Source organism: Pseudomonas sp. Mb7 (genome assembly GCF_054790525.1).
In genome coordinates, this window is sequence record NZ_CP186501.1 from 2,620,869 (window position 1) to 2,636,940 (window position 16,072).

The window sequence follows — 16,072 nt, forward strand, 5'->3', positions numbered from 1 at the left end:
AAGTCAGCCCTTTTTGGTGATCGGTCGCTCCGGCGCGTCTGGTTGACGCTCATCGCGGCTGATGTCGCGATACCACAGTTCATGGTGTTTCTTCGCCCAGGCGCGACTGACCCAGCCATGCATCATCGCGTCCACCGAACCCTTGATCCACAGCCCGGCGTAGATGTGAATGATGATGCTCAGCACCAGAATGAACCCGGCCAGCGCATGCAGGAGCATCGCCCAGCGAATCACGGTGATGCCGAAATACGCACTGAACCAGGCGCGCCAGATCACCAGCCCGGTGAACAGCAAACCGAGCATGCACAGCAGTAAAGTCCAGAAAAGCAGCTTTTGCCCGGCGTTATATTTACCCACCGGCGGCACGCTTTCCTCGTCGTTGACCATCACCCGATTGATCCGTCGCAGCCACCGCCGGTCATTGGCGATGAAGAAATTGCTGCGCCAGAAGCTGAACACCAAGCCAAGGAACAACACGAACATGGCGATGCCCATGTACGGGTGCAGAATTCGCGTCCACGGCCCGCCGCCGAACAGATTGCTCAGCCAGAACAGCGACGGATGAAACAACGCCAGCCCGGACAGCCCGGCCATGAAAAACAGGATCGCCACCAGCCAGTGATTGGTGCGCTGGTTGGCGGTGTAACGCAGGATCGTCTTGTTGCTCATGGCCGGTCCTCCCCGCGTGGATCGAAGGTGTGCACCGCCGGATCGACGACATGCACCGAGGTGTCGGGTGGCGCCGGATGCTCATCCTCTTCAACCCGGTTCGGGCCGATGCGCACGTAATGGAAGAACCCGGCCAACACCGCCGCGCCCATGGCCAGCAGGCCCAGAGGTTTGCTGATGCCTTTCCACAAGCCCACCAACGGACTGATTGCCGGATCCTGCGGCAGGTTGGCGTAGATGGTTGGCGTGTCGGCGTGGTGCAACACGTACATCACGTGCGTACCGCCAACACCTGCCGGGTCATACAGACCTGCATTCTCGAAGCCACGGCTTTTCAGGTCGACGATGCGTTCGGCAGCGTGTTCCTTCATGTCTTCCTTGGTGCCGAAGACGATGGCGCCGGTCGGGCAGGTTTTCACGCAGGCCGGTTCCAGCCCTACCGCCACGCGATCCGAACACAAGGTGCACTTGTAGGCCTTGTGATCCTTCTGCGAAATACGCGGAATGTTGAACGGGCAACCGGTGATGCAATAACCGCAACCGATGCAGTGATCCTGATCGAAATCGACGATGCCGTTGGCGTACTTGATGATCGCGCCGGGGCTTGGGCACGCCGCCAGACAACCGGGCTCGGCGCAGTGCATGCAGCCGTCCTTGCGGATCAACCATTCGAGATTGCCGGCGTCGGTTTCGTGCTCGGTGAAGCGCATCAACGTCCAGGTTTCCGCGCTCAGGTCTTGCGGGTTGTCGTAGGTGCCGTGGTTGTGACCGACCTCGTCGCGCAGCTCGTTCCATTCCGAGCAGGCGACCTGGCAGGCTTTGCAGCCGATGCATTTGGTGGTGTCGATCAGCTTGGCCACCGCCTCCTGATTCCTCACCGACGGCGGCACCGTGGTGGTGGCCGAGCGGGCAATGATGTCTTGGCTGGCCATCTATAGTTTCTCCACGTTGACCAGGAATGACTTGGATTCCGGGGTCTGGGTGTTGCCATCGCCGAGGAACGGCACCAGGGTGTTGGTCAGGTAACCGTGACGCGTCAGGCCGGTGAAACCCCAGTGCAGCGGGATGCCGATCTGATGCACGACCTGGCCGTTGACCTGTAGCGGCCGGATCCTTTTTGTCACCACCGCCACCGCCTCGATAAAGCCGCGTTTGCAACTGACCCGCACCCGATCTCCGGCAGCAATGCCCTTCTCTTTCGCCAGCACTTCGCCGATTTCCACGAACTGCTCGGGTTGGGCAATTGCGTTCAACTTGCAGTGCTTGCTCCAGAAGTGGAAATGCTCGGTGAGCCGGTAACTGGTACCGGCGTACGGGAAGTCCTTGGCCTCGCCGAGGGTTTCCCAGACCGAATCGAAGATCCGCGCCGCCGGGTTGCTGGTGGCTTTCTTGTTCTGCGGGTGCAGCGGGTTGATGCCGATCGGCGTTTCGAACGGCTCGTAGTGCTCGGGGAATGGCCCCTCGTTCATCTTGTCGACGGCGAAGAACCGCGCCACGCCTTCGGGGTTCATGATGAACGGGTTCATCCCGGCTTCCGGCGGTACATCGGCCTTGTAGTCCGGCACATCGGTGCCGCCCCAGGCCTTGCCATTCCACCAGACCAGACGCTTTTTCGGGTCCCACGGCTTGCCAGCGACATCCGCCGAAGCACGGTTGTAGAGAATCCGCCGGTTGGCCGGCCAGGCCCACGCCCAGCCCAGATGCTGGTGCATGCCGAACGGATCGCTGTTGTCGCGGCGGGCCATCTGGTTGCCGGCCTCGGTCCAGCTGCCGGCGAAGATCCAGCAACCGGACGCGGTGCTGCCGTCATCCTTGAGCAAACCAAACCCGGCCAGTTGCGAGCCGGCCTTGACCGCGACGCCAGTGGCATCGGTGAAATCAGCCACGGCGCTGCCGTTGATTTCCTTGGCCAGTTCTTCCGGCGAAGGCTCGTCGGGGATCTTGTATGGCCACGTCAGTTTCAGCAGTGGATCAGGGAATTTGCCGCCCTCGGCCTGATAGCGCTTGCGCAAGCGCAGGAACAATTCGCTCATGATGCGAATGTCGGTCTGCGCTTCGCCCGGGCCGTCGGCGCCTTTCCAGTGCCATTGCAGCCAGCGGCTGCTGTTGACCAGCGAGCCGTCCTCTTCGGCAAAACAGGTGGTCGGCAGGCGAATGACTTCGGTCTGGATCTCCGCGCTTTTCACATCGTTGTACGGCCCGACGTTGTGCCAGAACTCAGAGGTTTCGGTGGCCAGCGGATCCATCACCACCAGCCATTTCAGCTTGGCCAGTGCGCCCATCACGCGGTTCTTGTCCGGCAGCGCAGCGATCGGGTTGAAGCCTTGGCAGAAGTAGCCGTTGACCTTGCCCTGGCTCATCAGGTCGAACATCTTCAGGACGTCGTAGTTGGGGATGTCGAGCTTCGGCAAATGGTCGTAGCACCAATTGTTTTCGACGGTGGCGTTGGCGCCGTACCACGACTTCATCAGGCTGACGTGGAATTTGCTGTAGTTCTGCCAGTACGACAGTTGTCCCGGCCGCAGTGGCACTTGCGTGCGTTTATGGATGAAGGCGTTGTAGTCCTGCTCGCTGTCCTGACCCAAGGTCAGATAGCCCGGCAGTGCATTGGAGAGCAAGCCAAGATCGGTCAGGCCCTGAATGTTCGAGTGACCGCGCAAAGCGTTGACGCCGCCACCGGGCATGCCGACGTTGCCCAGCAGCAGTTGCACCATCGCCGCGCTGCGAATGATCTGCGCGCCGATCGAGTGTTGGGTCCAGCCGAGGGCGTAGAGAATCGTCATGGTCTTGCCCGGGGTCGAGCAAGTGGCGATCTCTTCCCAGATTTTCTGCATCGCATCGACCGGCATCCCGCAGATCTGGCTGGCGAGGTCGATGTTGTAGCGGCTGTAATGCTGCTTCATCAATTGATAGACGCAGCGCGGGTCTTGCAGGGTCGGGTCGACTTTGGCGAAGCCGTCCTCGCCCAGTTCGTAACCCCAGCCGGATTTGTCGGTATAGCTGCGCTTGGCGACGTCGTAGCCGCTGAAGATGCCGTCTTCGAAGCCGTAGCCTGCTTTGACGATGAACGAGACGTCGGTGTAATTGCGCACGTATTCGTGCTGGATTTTGTCCTCGGTCAGCAGGTAATTGATCAGGCCGCCCATGAAGGCGATGTCGGTGCCGGTGCGGATCGGCGCGTAGTAGTCGGCCACCGAAGCGGTCCGGGTAAAACGCGGATCGACCACGATCAGCCGCGCAGCGTTGTGCGCTTTGGCCTCGGTCACCCATTTGAAGCCGCACGGGTGCGCTTCTGCTGCGTTGCCACCCATCACCAGGATCAGATTCGCGTTGGCGATATCGGTCCAGGTATTGGTCATGGCTCCACGGCCGTACGTCGGGGCAAGACTTGCCACCGTCGGGCCGTGTCAGACACGCGCCTGGTTATCGAACCCCAGCATGCCGAGACTGCGAATCACCTTCTGGGTGATGTAACCGGCTTCGTTGGACGCCGCCGATGCGGCGAGAAAACCGGTGCTCAGCCAGCGATTCACCGTTTGCCCGTTGGCATTTTTCTCGATGAAGTTGGCGTCGCGGTCGGCTTTCATCAGGTCGACGATGCGGTCGAGCGCTTCGTCCCAACTGATCCGCGTCCATTCACTGCTGCCCGGCTTGCGCGTTTGCGGGTAGAGCAAGCGGCCGGGGCTGTGAATGAAGTCGAGCAGGCCTGCGCCTTTCGGGCAGAGGGTGCCGCGGTTGACCGGGTGGTCTGCGTCGCCCTCAATGTGAATGATGCTTTGCGCGACATTCTTCGCGGCATCGCCCTGGCTGTACATGATCAACCCGCAACCGACCGAGCAATACGGGCAGGTGTTGCGGGTTTCATGGGTGTGGGCAAGCTTGAAGTGGCGTACCTGCTCGGCGAAGGCTGGCGTCGGGGCCATGCCCAACGCGCCCAGGCTAGAGCCTGCAAGGCCGATACCGGCGACCTTGAAGAACTGACGACGGCTGAGATCCATCGTGCACTCCTGATCAGGTGGAACCCGGTACTGGTGCCGGGTTTTATCTGGACAATCACGGTTGCGGCAAACGTCTGCCGACTTTTTCACTGTAGACAATGACCACACGATCTGTGTGAAAACCGACCGTCGGCCGTTTGTCGGCACTCCTACTAACAACCGCAAACCCTGTGGGAGCTGGCTTGCCAGCGATGACGTCGGCTCCTCCAACAATGATGGTGACTGACCCACCGCTATCGCTGGCAAGCCAGCTCCCACAGGGTTTGAGTGTGTTTCCAAAGGGACAAGGGTTTATCATGCCCCGCAGGACCATTCCGCCTTCACGAGACCGCGCATGACTTTCGATTTTGATCAGGTATTCGACCGCCACAACACCGGCAGCACCAAGTGGAGCCGCTATTCGGCCGACGTGTTGCCGATGTGGGTCGCTGATATGGATTTCGCCGCGCCGCCGGTGGTGATCGAGGCGCTGCAACAACGCTTGCTGCATCCGCTGGTGGGTTACAGCGTGGCGCAGGACAACCTGCGTGAAGCCATCGTCGCCGACCTCTGGAACAAATACGCCTGGCAGGTCAAACCGCAGGAGCTGATTTTCCTGCCGGGCGTCGAATCGGGCTTCAACATGGCCTTGAAAGCGCTGGTGCAGCCACAGCAGAACGTCGTGGTGCAAGTGCCCAACTACCCGCCACTGCGCCATGCGCCGGGGAATTGGGGGTTGAACAAGGTTGAACTGGAGTTCGTCGCGCAGGCTGACGGCACTTACTTGACACCCTTGGACGTATTGCGTGAATCGCTGAACGGCGGTGGCGCGCTGTTGCTCAGCAACCCGCACAACCCGATTGGCAAGGTGTTTGGCCGTGAAGAGCTGCAAGCGGTGGCGGACATTTGTACAGCGCAGGACGCGTGGATCATCTCCGACGAAATCCACGCCGAGCTGTGCTTCGACGGTCGCGTGCACATTCCGACCGCGTCGCTGAGCGCGGAGATCGCCGAGCGCACCATCACTCTGATGTCGGCGAGCAAGGCGTACAACATCGCCGGCCTCAAGACGTCGTTCATGATCATTCAGAACGCTGCCCTGCGCGAACGCGTCAATCACGCCCGTTGCGGCATGGTCGACAGCGTCAACCCGCTGGGCATGGAAGCCACCCGCGTGGCTTACAGCGAAGGCGGGCCGTGGCTGGCCGAGCTGAAAACCTACCTGCAAGCCAATCGCGACTGGCTGGTAGAAGCGGTGCGCAAGCGCTTGCCGGGCGTGACCATCAATGTGCCGCAGGGCACCTATCTGGCGTGGCTGGATTGCTCGGCGCTGGACCTGGACAACCCGCAGCAGTTCTTCCTTGAGCAGGGCAAGGTGGGCCTCAGCGCCGGTCTGGACTTCGGCGATCAACACCAGCAGTTCGTCCGTCTGAACTTCGGCTGCCCGCGTTCATTGCTGGAAGAAGGTATCGCCCGCATGGAGCGCGCCCTGACACAACGCATTATCTGAGAACACCACATCCCCCTGTAGGAGTGAGCCTGCTCGCGATAGCGGTATTTCAGTCAACAATGATGTTGAATGTCAGGATGCTATCGCGAGCAGGCTCACTCCTACAGGGGATGTATGTTCACGCAAAATCATCGTTGGAAATCCGATCGAACTCACGGCAAACACCCCGGGTCAACCGCCCATACCTGCCCTGAGACCTCGGAGACCCGCGATGACCGACTATCCAAAACCCCCCTTCCCCGCACAAGCCCAGACCGTTCCCGGTTCGCAACGCAAGATGGAACCCTATCCCGATTGCGGCGAGCAAAGCTATGTCGGCTCCGGACGACTAGCCGGCAAGATCGCTCTGATTACTGGCGCTGACAGCGGTATCGGCCGCGCCGTGGCCATTGCTTTCGCCCGTGAAGGCGCTGACGTGGCGGTCGCCTATCTGAATGAACACGAGGACGCCCAGGAAACCGCGCGCTGGGTCGAGCAGGCCGGGCGCCAGTGCCTGCTGTTGCCGGGCGATATCGCGCAAAAGGCCCATTGCCAGGCCTTGGTCGACAAGACCGTGGAACGCTTCGGCCGAATCGATGTGCTGGTCAACAACGCCGCGTTCCAGATGACCCACGAAACCTTCGAAGAAATCCCCGACGAGGAATGGGTGATGACCTTCGACGTCAACATCACCGCGATCTTCCGCTTGTGTCAGGCCGCGATAAAACACATGCGCGCCGGTTCGTCGATCATCAACACCAGCTCGATCAACTCGGACATGCCCAAACCCACCCTGCTCGCCTACGCCACCACCAAAGGCGCGATCGCCAATTTCACCGGCGGTCTGGCGCAGATGCTCGGGCCGAAGGAAATCCGCGTGAACTGCGTGGCACCGGGGCCAATCTGGACGCCGCTGATCGTCTCGACCATGCCCGATGAAGAAGTGCAGAACTTCGGCGGCAACACCCCGCTCGGCCGCCCCGGCCAACCGGTGGAAGTGGCGCCGATCTACGTGTTGCTGGCCTCGGACGAAGCCAGTTATATCACCGGCCAGCGCTATGGCGTGACCGGTGGTAAACCGATGTTGTGATGACGCCTTCGCCAACGCCTACAGTAAAACTGAAGGCCCATTGAACACGGTGCGATTGCCGTCACATCAAACATTTGAGGGCGGCAGATCATGAGTTTTATCGTGTGGGTCGCCGTACTCGGCGCCGTGCTGCTGACCCTGGCACTGACGTCGTCATACCTGCGCTGGATGCCGGTGACCACCTCGGCGGTTTGTTTGCTGTTGGGAATTGGCATAGGCCCCAGTGGCCTTGATCTGCTGAAACTATCCCTGGAAGACGCCTCGCTGTGGATGGAGCACCTGACAGAAGTCGCGGTGCTGTTTTCTCTGTTCGTCTGCGGCCTGAAATTGCGCCTGCCGCTGCGCGACAAGCGTTGGCGAATCGCCTTCGGCCTCGCCGGCCCCGTAATGGTGCTGACCATCGCCGGGGTGTGCCTGCTGCTGCATTTTGCTTTGCGCTTGCCGTGGGGGCCGTCGTTGTTGATCGGCGCGATGCTGGCGCCCACCGACCCGGTGCTGGCGGCGTTGGTGCAGGTCAATGATGCGCGGGATGTCGACAGCGTGCGTTTCGGCCTGTCGGGTGAGGCCGGGTTGAATGACGGGGTAGCCTTTCCGTTTGTGATTCTCGGCTTGTTGTTGATTCACGGTGATGGCTCTGCCGCCGAGTGGCAGGGCTGGGTCTTGCGCAGTTTGTTGTGGGCGGTGCCCGCAGGTCTGCTCACCGGTTACTGGATGGGCCGAGGTATCGGCCGCGTGACCCTGTCGCTGCGTATTCACAATGACGACAGCACGCTCAGCCCGAACGACTATCTAGCGTTGTCGTTGATTGCCCTGGCGTATGTCGTTGCCGAAGCGATTGGCGGCTATGGTTTTCTGTCGGTGTTCGCTGCCGGGTTGGGCCTGCGTCAGGTCGAAGTCAAATCCACCGGCGCCGGGCAACCGCCCGCCGAGCACTTGGTGCAGCCGGTGGTCGGTCATCAGAACGTCGAACCGCAGCACGCGGTGCACGGCGACACCGAACGGCTGGAAAGCAGCCAGGTCGCCGCCGGGATCATGATGGGCGACATGCTGTCGTTCGGCAGTCTGGTCGAGCGCGCCATGGAAGTATTTCTGGTGACCCTGCTCGGCGTGGTGCTGGTGGCGCACTGGGACTGGCGGGCGTTGCTGGTGGGCGGCGTGCTGTTCTACCTGATCCGCCCGGCCTGCGTCGCGCTGATGCCTTGGGGCGCACTGCTCAAAGGAAGGCAACGGCTGTTGATCGGCTGGTTTGGCATTCGCGGTATCGGCAGCCTGTTCTATCTGTTTTATGCCTTGAACCACGGGCTGACCGACACGGTGGCCAGCCTGTGTACCGATCTGACCTTGTCGGTGGTGGCGCTGAGCATCTTGCTCCATGGCATCAGCACGCAACCGATCCTCGCCCGTTACGAACAGCGCAAAAAACAAAAAAACTGATTTTTGATTTGCGAATTTATTCGGCGAATTGATCGAATTTTTTTCTATAAAAAAATGGATCCCTGATTAATGGCCGGCAGTCACAAGCATAACCCCTCGCCGGATATGTCCGGCGGGGCCCGGCAGGTTCGGTTCCCCTGCGGCGCTACGCCTATGAAACGGAATCCTTGAAGATTAAGGTCACGGTCATGAAAGAATGCTCGACTCCTGCGCAAATCAAGGCTTGCAGAGCACTGGCTCTGGAACGCAATCGTCAATTGTTTGATAACGCCCACACCCTCAACCGCGCAGCCAATGCGCTGCTCGACGTGGCCGATCTGGACATTGAACAGTTTGAGCGATACCGCGCGCTGCGCAAGAAAGCCGATTCGATGTTTGAAGATGCCATCGACCATTTGTGCGTCTTGAACGAAGACTTCCCGCCGATCCCGATGTCCTCGCAGAACTCGTCGGCATTGCGTCGAGAGCTTGAAACTGTGGAATGAGCCAGAACAGCCCCTCACCCTAGCCCTCTCCCAAAGGGAGAGGGAACTGACCGAGGTGAATGGTCGAGGTACGCCGACCTGAGATACCGAGTCGAACGCAGATTCTGACCACGATATTGAGATACCGAGTCGAACGCAGATTTTGAGTACAACGAAGATCTGCTCCCTTCCCCCTCGCCCCCTTTGGGGGAGAGGGTTGGGGTGAGGGGGATCGGTCTGAATAGCACCACAAAATCCACGCGAATAAAAAAGCCCGGCGAAATAAACCGGGCTTTTCCCTACCTGCCAATCACCCGCCCGGATTGGTCACCTGAATAAACACCGCATAACTCCCCAGCAACACCCAGAACGTCGCAAAGATCCACGGCGTACGCACCGAAAACAGCAGCGACTTGCGATAGCCCTTGTGGCTCGACTCCATCTCGCTGAACAGCGGCGATTCGTCATACGCCAGGCCCATCAGCGGCTCGCTGTGCAGCAAGTGGCTCTGCTTGAAATGCCAGTGATCGATGATGTCGTACGCCGCGCGAATCCCCGGCCAGGCATTCAGCGAGCTGAGCAGCCCGAGCAGTGCCAGAAACGGTGGCACCACCAGCGTGAACAACTTGCCCCACTCCGGGTTGAGGTTGGCCATGCACGAGGCAAAGGCAATCACCAGAAACGACTGCGCCGCCAGATAAGCGTCGGTACGGTTGGCGAGGATGCTGGTTTCGTACTGGATCTCCCGCCGATAGAAATCCAGCCGTTCCTTGGGTGAGCCAAACATCTTGGCGTCATGTTCGGTCAGGGTTTCTTCAGCGGTGGGCTCAGTCAGTATGCGAGACAAAAGATGCACGCTCCGGGGTGGGGAAAACGTTTAGAAGTCCCCGTTGGCGCCCAAGTTCAGACGGATTGACCGACGCCTTGTTTCATCGATTGGGCAATGATTGCCACCAGATTCATCTGCGTAAACGGCTTGGGCAATCGTGGCAGTTGCGCGGCAAAGCCTTCCAGGCGTTCGGCGTAGCCGGTGGCCAGGATGATCGGCAGATCCGGTTTGAGCACGCGCACGGCATGGGCCAGTTGCGCGCCGCTCATTTTCGGCATGGCCATGTCGGTGATCATCAGGTCGATGACCTCGCCCTGATCGAACAACGCCAGCGCTTGCGCACCGGACGTCGCACTGACCACCCGATGGCCGAGGTCTTCGAGCAGTAGAATGGTGCTGTTCAATACCAGTGAGTCGTCATCCACCACCAGCACGCTGAGTCTTGGTACCACCACGGGCTCGGCGTGTGGCTGCAGCGAATTGCTGACGGTACCCTCGCCGGCCACCGGAATCCACAGTTCTGCCGTGGTGCCCTGGGCCTTTGCACTCTTGAGAATGAAACGGCCACCGAGTTGTTCCATTAAGCCGTGGACCATCGACAAGCCCAGCCCGGTGCCCTTGCCCAAGCCTTTAGTGGTGAAGAACGGATCTCTGGCCGACGCCAGCGTGTGATCATCCATGCCCTCCCCGGTATCGATTACGCTAAGGCAGACGTAACGCCCCGCAGGCAGGTCCGAATGCCCCAGTTCTAGCACCACTTGCGGTTCAGCGCTGATGCTCACCGTACCTCCATCGGGCATGGCGTCGCGGGCGTTGGTCGCCAGATTGAGCAAGGCCAATTCCAACTGATTGGTGTCCGCCAGCACCAGCTCGAGATCGTCGGGAAACCGCGTGTCGACACGGATACCCGGCCCGAGGGAGCTACGCAGCAAACCGCTGATGCCCTGAACCAATTGCGCGATATCGACCGACTCGGTCTTCAATTCCTGACGGCGGGCAAATGCCAGCATGCGCTGGGTCAGCGAGACGCCACGCAAGGCGCCTTGGGTGGCGTTTTCCAGCAGGCGGCTGATTTTCGCATCGTCGCCCACGCGCTTTTGCACGATCTCGAGGTTACCGAGAATCACCGTCAGCAGATTATTGAAGTCATGGGCGATGCCACCGCTGAGCTGACCGATGGCCTGCATCTTCTGCGCCTGGAACAGCGCTTCACGGGTTTTCTCCAGCGCCTGTTGCGCCTGGTGGGCTTCGGTGATGTCGCGGGTGATCTTGGCAAAACCGAGCAATGTGCCGGTGTCACCACGAATCGCATCGACCACCACATGAGCGAGAAACCGCGTGCCGTCCTTGCGCATGCGCCAGCTCTTGTTCTCGAAGCGGCCCTCGCGGGTGGCGATTTCCAGCGCCCGTTGCGGCTCGCCGAGTTCGCGGTCTTCGGGGGTATAGAACAGCGAAAAATGCTGACCGATGATTTCTTCCGGCAGATAGCCTTTGATCCGCTGTGCGCCCTGGTTCCAGTTGCTGACCCGGCCTTCGGGGCTGAGCATGTAGATCGCGTAGTCGGTGACGCCCTGCACCAGCAAGCGGAACTGCTGCTCGCTTTGCTTGAGGGTTTCTTCAGCCATTTTCCGGTCGGTCAGGTCGCGGGTGATCTTGGCGAAACCGAGCAATTTGCCGTCGGGATCAATGATCGGATCGATGACCACATGCGACCAGAAATTGGTGCCGTCCTTGCGCACCCGCCAGCCCTCGCCTTCGAAACGTCCCTCACGGATCGCCGTATCGAGCGCACGTTGCGGCAGACCGGCGGCGCGATCCTCAGCGGTATAGAAGCGGGAGAAATGTTCGCCGAGAATTTCCGCTTCTTCGTAGCCCTTGAAGCGTTTGGCGCCAGAGTTCCAACTGGTGATGATGCCGTCGGGATCGATCATGTAGATCGCATAGTCGACCACCGCATCGATCAGCAGACGAAAACGCATCTCTTCGATCGCCGCGGTCTTGTTTTTCTCGCTCATCACACTCACCAGCCATTGTCATGAGCAGAAGTATGCGGTAATCCGGCAAATTGGGAAGCGTCCGTCTCGTGATTGATTGCCCACCAGCGCGGCAGCAGCTGTTTGATCCGGCTCTCGGCAAAGCGATCGTCAATCAGCATCACCACGCCGCTATCCTCACGGGTGCGGATGACTCGCCCGGCGGCCTGTACCACTTTCTGCACGCCGGGGTACAGGTAGGTGTAGTCGTAACCGGCGCCGAAGATGGCGGCCATGCGGTGTTTAAGTTGTTCGTTGACCGGATTGAACTGCGCCAGCCCCAACGTGGCAATGAACGCCCCGATCAGCCGCGCACCGGGTAAATCGATGCCTTCGCCGAACGCACCGCCCAACACGGCAAAGCCGACGCCTTGGCTGTGCGCGGTGAACTGATCGAGAAAGGCCTGCCGCGCCCCTTCGAGCATGCCCCGCGATTGCTGCCACAGGGTGATGTGCGGGTAACGCTCAGCGAGTAACGACGCCACTTGTTGCAGATAATCGAAGCTGCTGAAAAACGCCAGATAGTTGCCCGGACGCTCGCTGAACTGCTGCGCGATCAATTCGACGATCGGCTCCAGCGAGGCCTGACGATGATTGAAGCGTGTCGAAATGCGGCTGACGATCTGCACCTGCAACTGCTCGGCGCAAAACGGCGATTCGACGTCGATCCACACGGTGTCGGCGGGCGTGCCAAGCAAATCGGCGTAATAGTGACGCGGGCTGAGGGTCGCGGAAAACAGCACGCTGCTGCGCGCCGCTTTCAGGCGCGGACCAATGAACGCGGCCGGCACCACGTTGCGCAGGCATAACTGCGACAGCGGCTTTTTGCGGTCGAGGTCGCGCTTGCTGATGTCGAACAGGTAATGCTCGTCGTACAGTTCGGCCACCCGGGCGAATTGCAGCAGGTCGAAATAGAAGTTCTGCACGGCGCTGTCGAGACCCTGCGGATGGTCATTGAGGTAATCGCCAATGGCCGCGCAACACAACGAGATCGCTTGCAGGAGTTTTTCCGGGGCCTTGTCGTAAGCCTGATACGCCGCCAGTTGCGGCGCATGCAGCGCGTTCCATTCACGGTTGATCCGTTGCAGGGAGTTTTTCAGCGGTGCCGGCGCGGTTTTGCGCACGCTGCCGAGGGTGAACTGATCAAGACTGGCGCTGTACATTTGCCGGCCGCGTTCGACCAGGTTGTGCGCCTCGTCCGCCAGCACCGCGACTTTCCATTGATTAAGCTGGGCCAGACCGAACAGCATGGCGCTGAAGTCGAAGTAATAGTTGTAGTCGGCGATCACCACGTCTACCCAACGGGCCATCTCCTGACTCAGGTAATACGGGCACACCGCGTGTTGCGCAGCGACCTCGCGCATGGCGGCTTGATCGAGCAGGCGGATTCGGCTGGCCGCTTCCCGCGCGGCCGGCAGGCGATCATAAAAGCCCTGGGCCAACGGGCAGGATTCGCCGTGACAGGCTTTGTCCGGATGTTCGCAGGCCTTGTCCCGGGCGACCATTTCCAGCACCCGCAAGGGCAAGGCTGGTGACTGATCGAACAACACCTGACTGGCATCCAGCGCCAGTTTGCGCCCCGGTGTCTTCGCGGTCAGGAAGAACACCTTGTCCAGTTGCTGCGGCGCCAGGGCCTTGAGCATCGGGAACAGCGTGCCGAGGGTTTTGCCGATGCCGGTCGGTGCCTGGGCCATCAGGCAACGGCCGGTGCTGACGGCTTTGAACACTGATTCCGCCAAGTGCCGCTGACCGGGACGAAAATCGGCATGGGGAAACGCCAGTTGCTGCGCGGCCAGATTGCGCGCCTCGCGATGGGCCATTTCCTGTTCGGCCCATTGCAGGAACAGCGTGCATTGCTGCTCGAAAAAGGCCTTGAGGGTTTCGGCGCTGAAGGCCTCGACCAGGCAGGTTTCCTTCTCGCTGACGATATCGAAATACACCAGCGCCAGATTGATTTGCTCAAGTTCGAGTTTGCGGCACATCAACCAGCCGTAGATCTTCGCCTGTGCCCAGTGCAACTGGCGGTGATTGGCCGGTTGCTTACTCAGGTCGCCACGGTAGGTTTTGACTTCTTCCAGGCAGGTTTGCGCCGGGTCGTAGCCGTCCGCCCTGCCCTTGACCTTCAACTGCAGAAACTCGCCTTCGAGCGCCACTTCGCTTTGATACTTTTCGCTGCGCCGCGAGGCCACAGTGCGGTGGCCGGCGATGCCTTCCAGCGCCGTGGGCGATGGGGTGAAGCGCAGGTCGAGGTCGCCGGTCTTGGCGGTGAACTCGCACAGTGCGCGCACGGCAATGCTGTAGCTCAAGCGCTCTGCTCCGCCCATTGCACGTAACACACCGCTACTGGCATCTGGTGTTGATGACAGAACTCCAGCCAGCGCAACTGGTTGTCCTGCAGGCGATCGCCGGGGCCTTTCACTTCAATCATTCGGTATGTTTTGTGCTGCGGCCAGAACTGGATCAGGTCGGGCATGCCGGCGCGGTTGGCCTTGATGTCGAGCAGCAAACGGTTGAACCAGTGCTTGAGATGTTCGGCGGGCAGACAGGCCAATGCCTGCTCAAGCAATAGTTCATTCACCGCGCCCCAGAATACGAATGGCGACTGGACACCCCATTTGTCGACAAAGCGCTGGCGAATGGTCGCGGCATAGCGGCCGTCGTCGAGTTCGCTCAGGCACGCCTGGAACAGCTCGGCGCGGCGTTGCTGGAAATCTTCGTTGAGCAGGTCCACCGGGCCGCGCTGGAACGGGTGAAAGAATGCCCCGGGCAATGGCGCGAAGATCGCCGGCCAGCACAACAAACCGAACAGCGAGTTGATCAGGCTGTTTTCCACGTAATGCACGGGGCCATCGTCATCGTGCAGATGCGCCTGCACGTAAAACTCCACGGACAAGGCTGGGTCGGTGCGCGGCAATTGCAGATCCAGCCGCTCGACCGGTCTGGCCGTTGTGCGCTTGAGTGGCGGGCCGCCGAGTTTGCGCCGCAGCCTTGGCAATATCCGTTGCAGGCCTTGCTGCTCGGCAGCGCTTTCCGGCGCCTGCTCCGCCAGCGTGGCGAGCTCCAGCGCCAACGAGTATTCGCCGCTGCGCTCCAGCACGCGGATCATGCGTAAACGGGCGCCGGGATAGGCGCAGTCGCGATAAATGCTCAGGGCCAGGGCAAACTCGCTGATGCGCTCGCAATACTGGCCGATCTGGAACAGCACCTTGCCACGCCGGCGTTGCAGCCACGGGTTGTCGAAGTGCAAGGCGCTGACCTGCGCAACAATGGTGTCCAGTGGCTCACCGGCCTCGAAACGCAATTGACAGTTGTGCAGGAACAGGCACGCATCGACGTCATCGCGACTGCGCAGGCCCCGCGAGTCGGCGCAGAATTCGACTTTTTCATAAGTGAAGATGCCAAGGTCGGCGAGGACGAATTCCGACCAGTCCTGATACAGGTTGCCGAAGAACATCAGCCGCAAGCGATCGCACAGGTCCATGATGGTCAGGCTGAACAAGCGATCATCGAGCAGCGGAGCCCAGTCGCGCAGGCTGCGAGCGTCTGCAAACTGCTCGGCGAGGAGCGGCAGCCAATCGTCCTTGCGGCCCTTGGGTTGCTCGATAAAGGCTGCGAACGCTTGCAGGATCTCGGCCTTGAGCAACACATCGAACAACTCGGCGAGGACCAGCGGCGCGTGTTCGTCGATCCAGCCGTGCTCCAACAAGGGCTGCGCGGCCTCGGCGATGTCACCGATTTCCACGTAATTGAGTTTGCCGGCACGAAAATGCACACCCTTGCGCATCACCATCCGCACCAGCAGCCCCTGACTCGGGCGGGGCAACGCGTTGAAGTCGCGGATGAATGCGTGTTCCGGCTCGCTCATTACATCGGCATAACGAAGCTCAAGCCAATCAAGCACTTGCCGAAAGTTGTTAAGGTAATAGAACGGGTCGTCGAGGGGATTGGCAGTCACGGGAATTCTGGGCCATGGCAAGCGAGTACTGGTTATGCGTACAGATACCAGCTGTGCCCCACCCGGTGCAAACGGAAAATGATCAATGGCATTTTTTCGCCGGGCTATCGAACTTTTCCCCCGGGGATGGCA

Annotated in this window: 11 protein-coding genes; 4 read left to right on the plus strand and 7 right to left on the minus strand. The window is 60.3% G+C overall.

Annotated features, from left to right (window positions below):
- Window positions 1-3 precede the first annotated feature (3 nt).
- The 3 genes from ACOYXH_RS12005 to fdnG are packed head-to-tail and all read right to left on the minus strand — an operon-like array spanning window position 4 to window position 4,667.
- Window positions 4-669, minus strand: coding sequence for a formate dehydrogenase subunit gamma (locus tag ACOYXH_RS12005; RefSeq protein WP_460410746.1), 666 nt, complete (start codon window positions 667-669; stop codon window positions 4-6).
- Entirely contained in the window at window positions 666-1,601 is a 936-nt protein-coding gene (fdxH, locus tag ACOYXH_RS12010; RefSeq protein ID WP_460410747.1) for a formate dehydrogenase subunit beta, read from the minus strand. The genes ACOYXH_RS12005 and fdxH overlap by 4 nt, the downstream gene beginning before the upstream one ends.
- Window positions 1,602-4,667 (minus strand): formate dehydrogenase-N subunit alpha, encoded by a 3,066-nt coding sequence (gene fdnG, locus ACOYXH_RS12015; RefSeq protein ID WP_460410748.1) that lies wholly within the window; start codon window positions 4,665-4,667, stop codon window positions 1,602-1,604.
- A 334-nt stretch (window positions 4,668-5,001) separates the two neighbouring features.
- Between fdnG and ACOYXH_RS12020 the strand changes: the two genes are divergently transcribed.
- The 4 genes from ACOYXH_RS12020 to ACOYXH_RS12035 all read left to right on the plus strand — a co-directional run bounded on the left by ACOYXH_RS12020 (window position 5,002) and on the right by ACOYXH_RS12035 (window position 9,144).
- Window positions 5,002-6,156, plus strand: coding sequence for a MalY/PatB family protein (locus ACOYXH_RS12020; protein ID WP_258708266.1), 1,155 nt, complete (start codon window positions 5,002-5,004; stop codon window positions 6,154-6,156).
- A gap of 211 nt (window positions 6,157-6,367) precedes the next feature.
- On the plus strand, window positions 6,368-7,225 hold the full coding sequence (locus tag ACOYXH_RS12025; protein ID WP_460064676.1) for a glucose 1-dehydrogenase: 858 nt from the start codon (window positions 6,368-6,370) through the stop codon (window positions 7,223-7,225).
- A 90-nt stretch (window positions 7,226-7,315) separates the two neighbouring features.
- On the plus strand, window positions 7,316-8,659 hold the full coding sequence (locus tag ACOYXH_RS12030; protein ID WP_460064678.1) for a cation:proton antiporter: 1,344 nt from the start codon (window positions 7,316-7,318) through the stop codon (window positions 8,657-8,659).
- Between the two features lie 188 nt (window positions 8,660-8,847).
- Window positions 8,848-9,144: a hypothetical protein gene (locus ACOYXH_RS12035; RefSeq protein WP_095049070.1), complete on the plus strand. Its 297-nt coding sequence runs from the start codon at window positions 8,848-8,850 to the stop codon at window positions 9,142-9,144.
- 289 nt (window positions 9,145-9,433) lie between these two features.
- On the opposite strand, the gene ACOYXH_RS12040 is transcribed toward ACOYXH_RS12035, so the two are convergent.
- Genes ACOYXH_RS12040 through ACOYXH_RS12055 form a run of 4 tightly spaced genes read right to left on the minus strand, consistent with a single transcriptional unit; the run spans window position 9,434 to window position 15,940 of the window.
- The gene (locus ACOYXH_RS12040) at window positions 9,434-9,970 is read right to left on the minus strand and encodes a hypothetical protein (RefSeq protein WP_016983364.1); all 537 of its coding nucleotides are present in this window, start codon (window positions 9,968-9,970) and stop codon (window positions 9,434-9,436) included.
- A gap of 56 nt (window positions 9,971-10,026) precedes the next feature.
- Window positions 10,027-11,967 carry a hybrid sensor histidine kinase/response regulator gene (locus tag ACOYXH_RS12045; protein WP_460064682.1) on the minus strand — a complete coding sequence of 647 codons (1,941 nt, stop codon included), beginning with the start codon at window positions 11,965-11,967 and terminating at the stop codon, window positions 10,027-10,029.
- A gap of 5 nt (window positions 11,968-11,972) precedes the next feature.
- On the minus strand, window positions 11,973-14,291 hold the full coding sequence (locus ACOYXH_RS12050) for an ATP-dependent DNA helicase (RefSeq protein ID WP_095126050.1): 2,319 nt from the start codon (window positions 14,289-14,291) through the stop codon (window positions 11,973-11,975).
- Window positions 14,288-15,940, minus strand: coding sequence for a VRR-NUC domain-containing protein (locus ACOYXH_RS12055; protein ID WP_095126051.1), 1,653 nt, complete (start codon window positions 15,938-15,940; stop codon window positions 14,288-14,290). Before ACOYXH_RS12055 ends, ACOYXH_RS12050 begins: the two co-directional genes overlap by 4 nt.
- Between the last annotated feature and the right edge of the window lie 132 nt (window positions 15,941-16,072).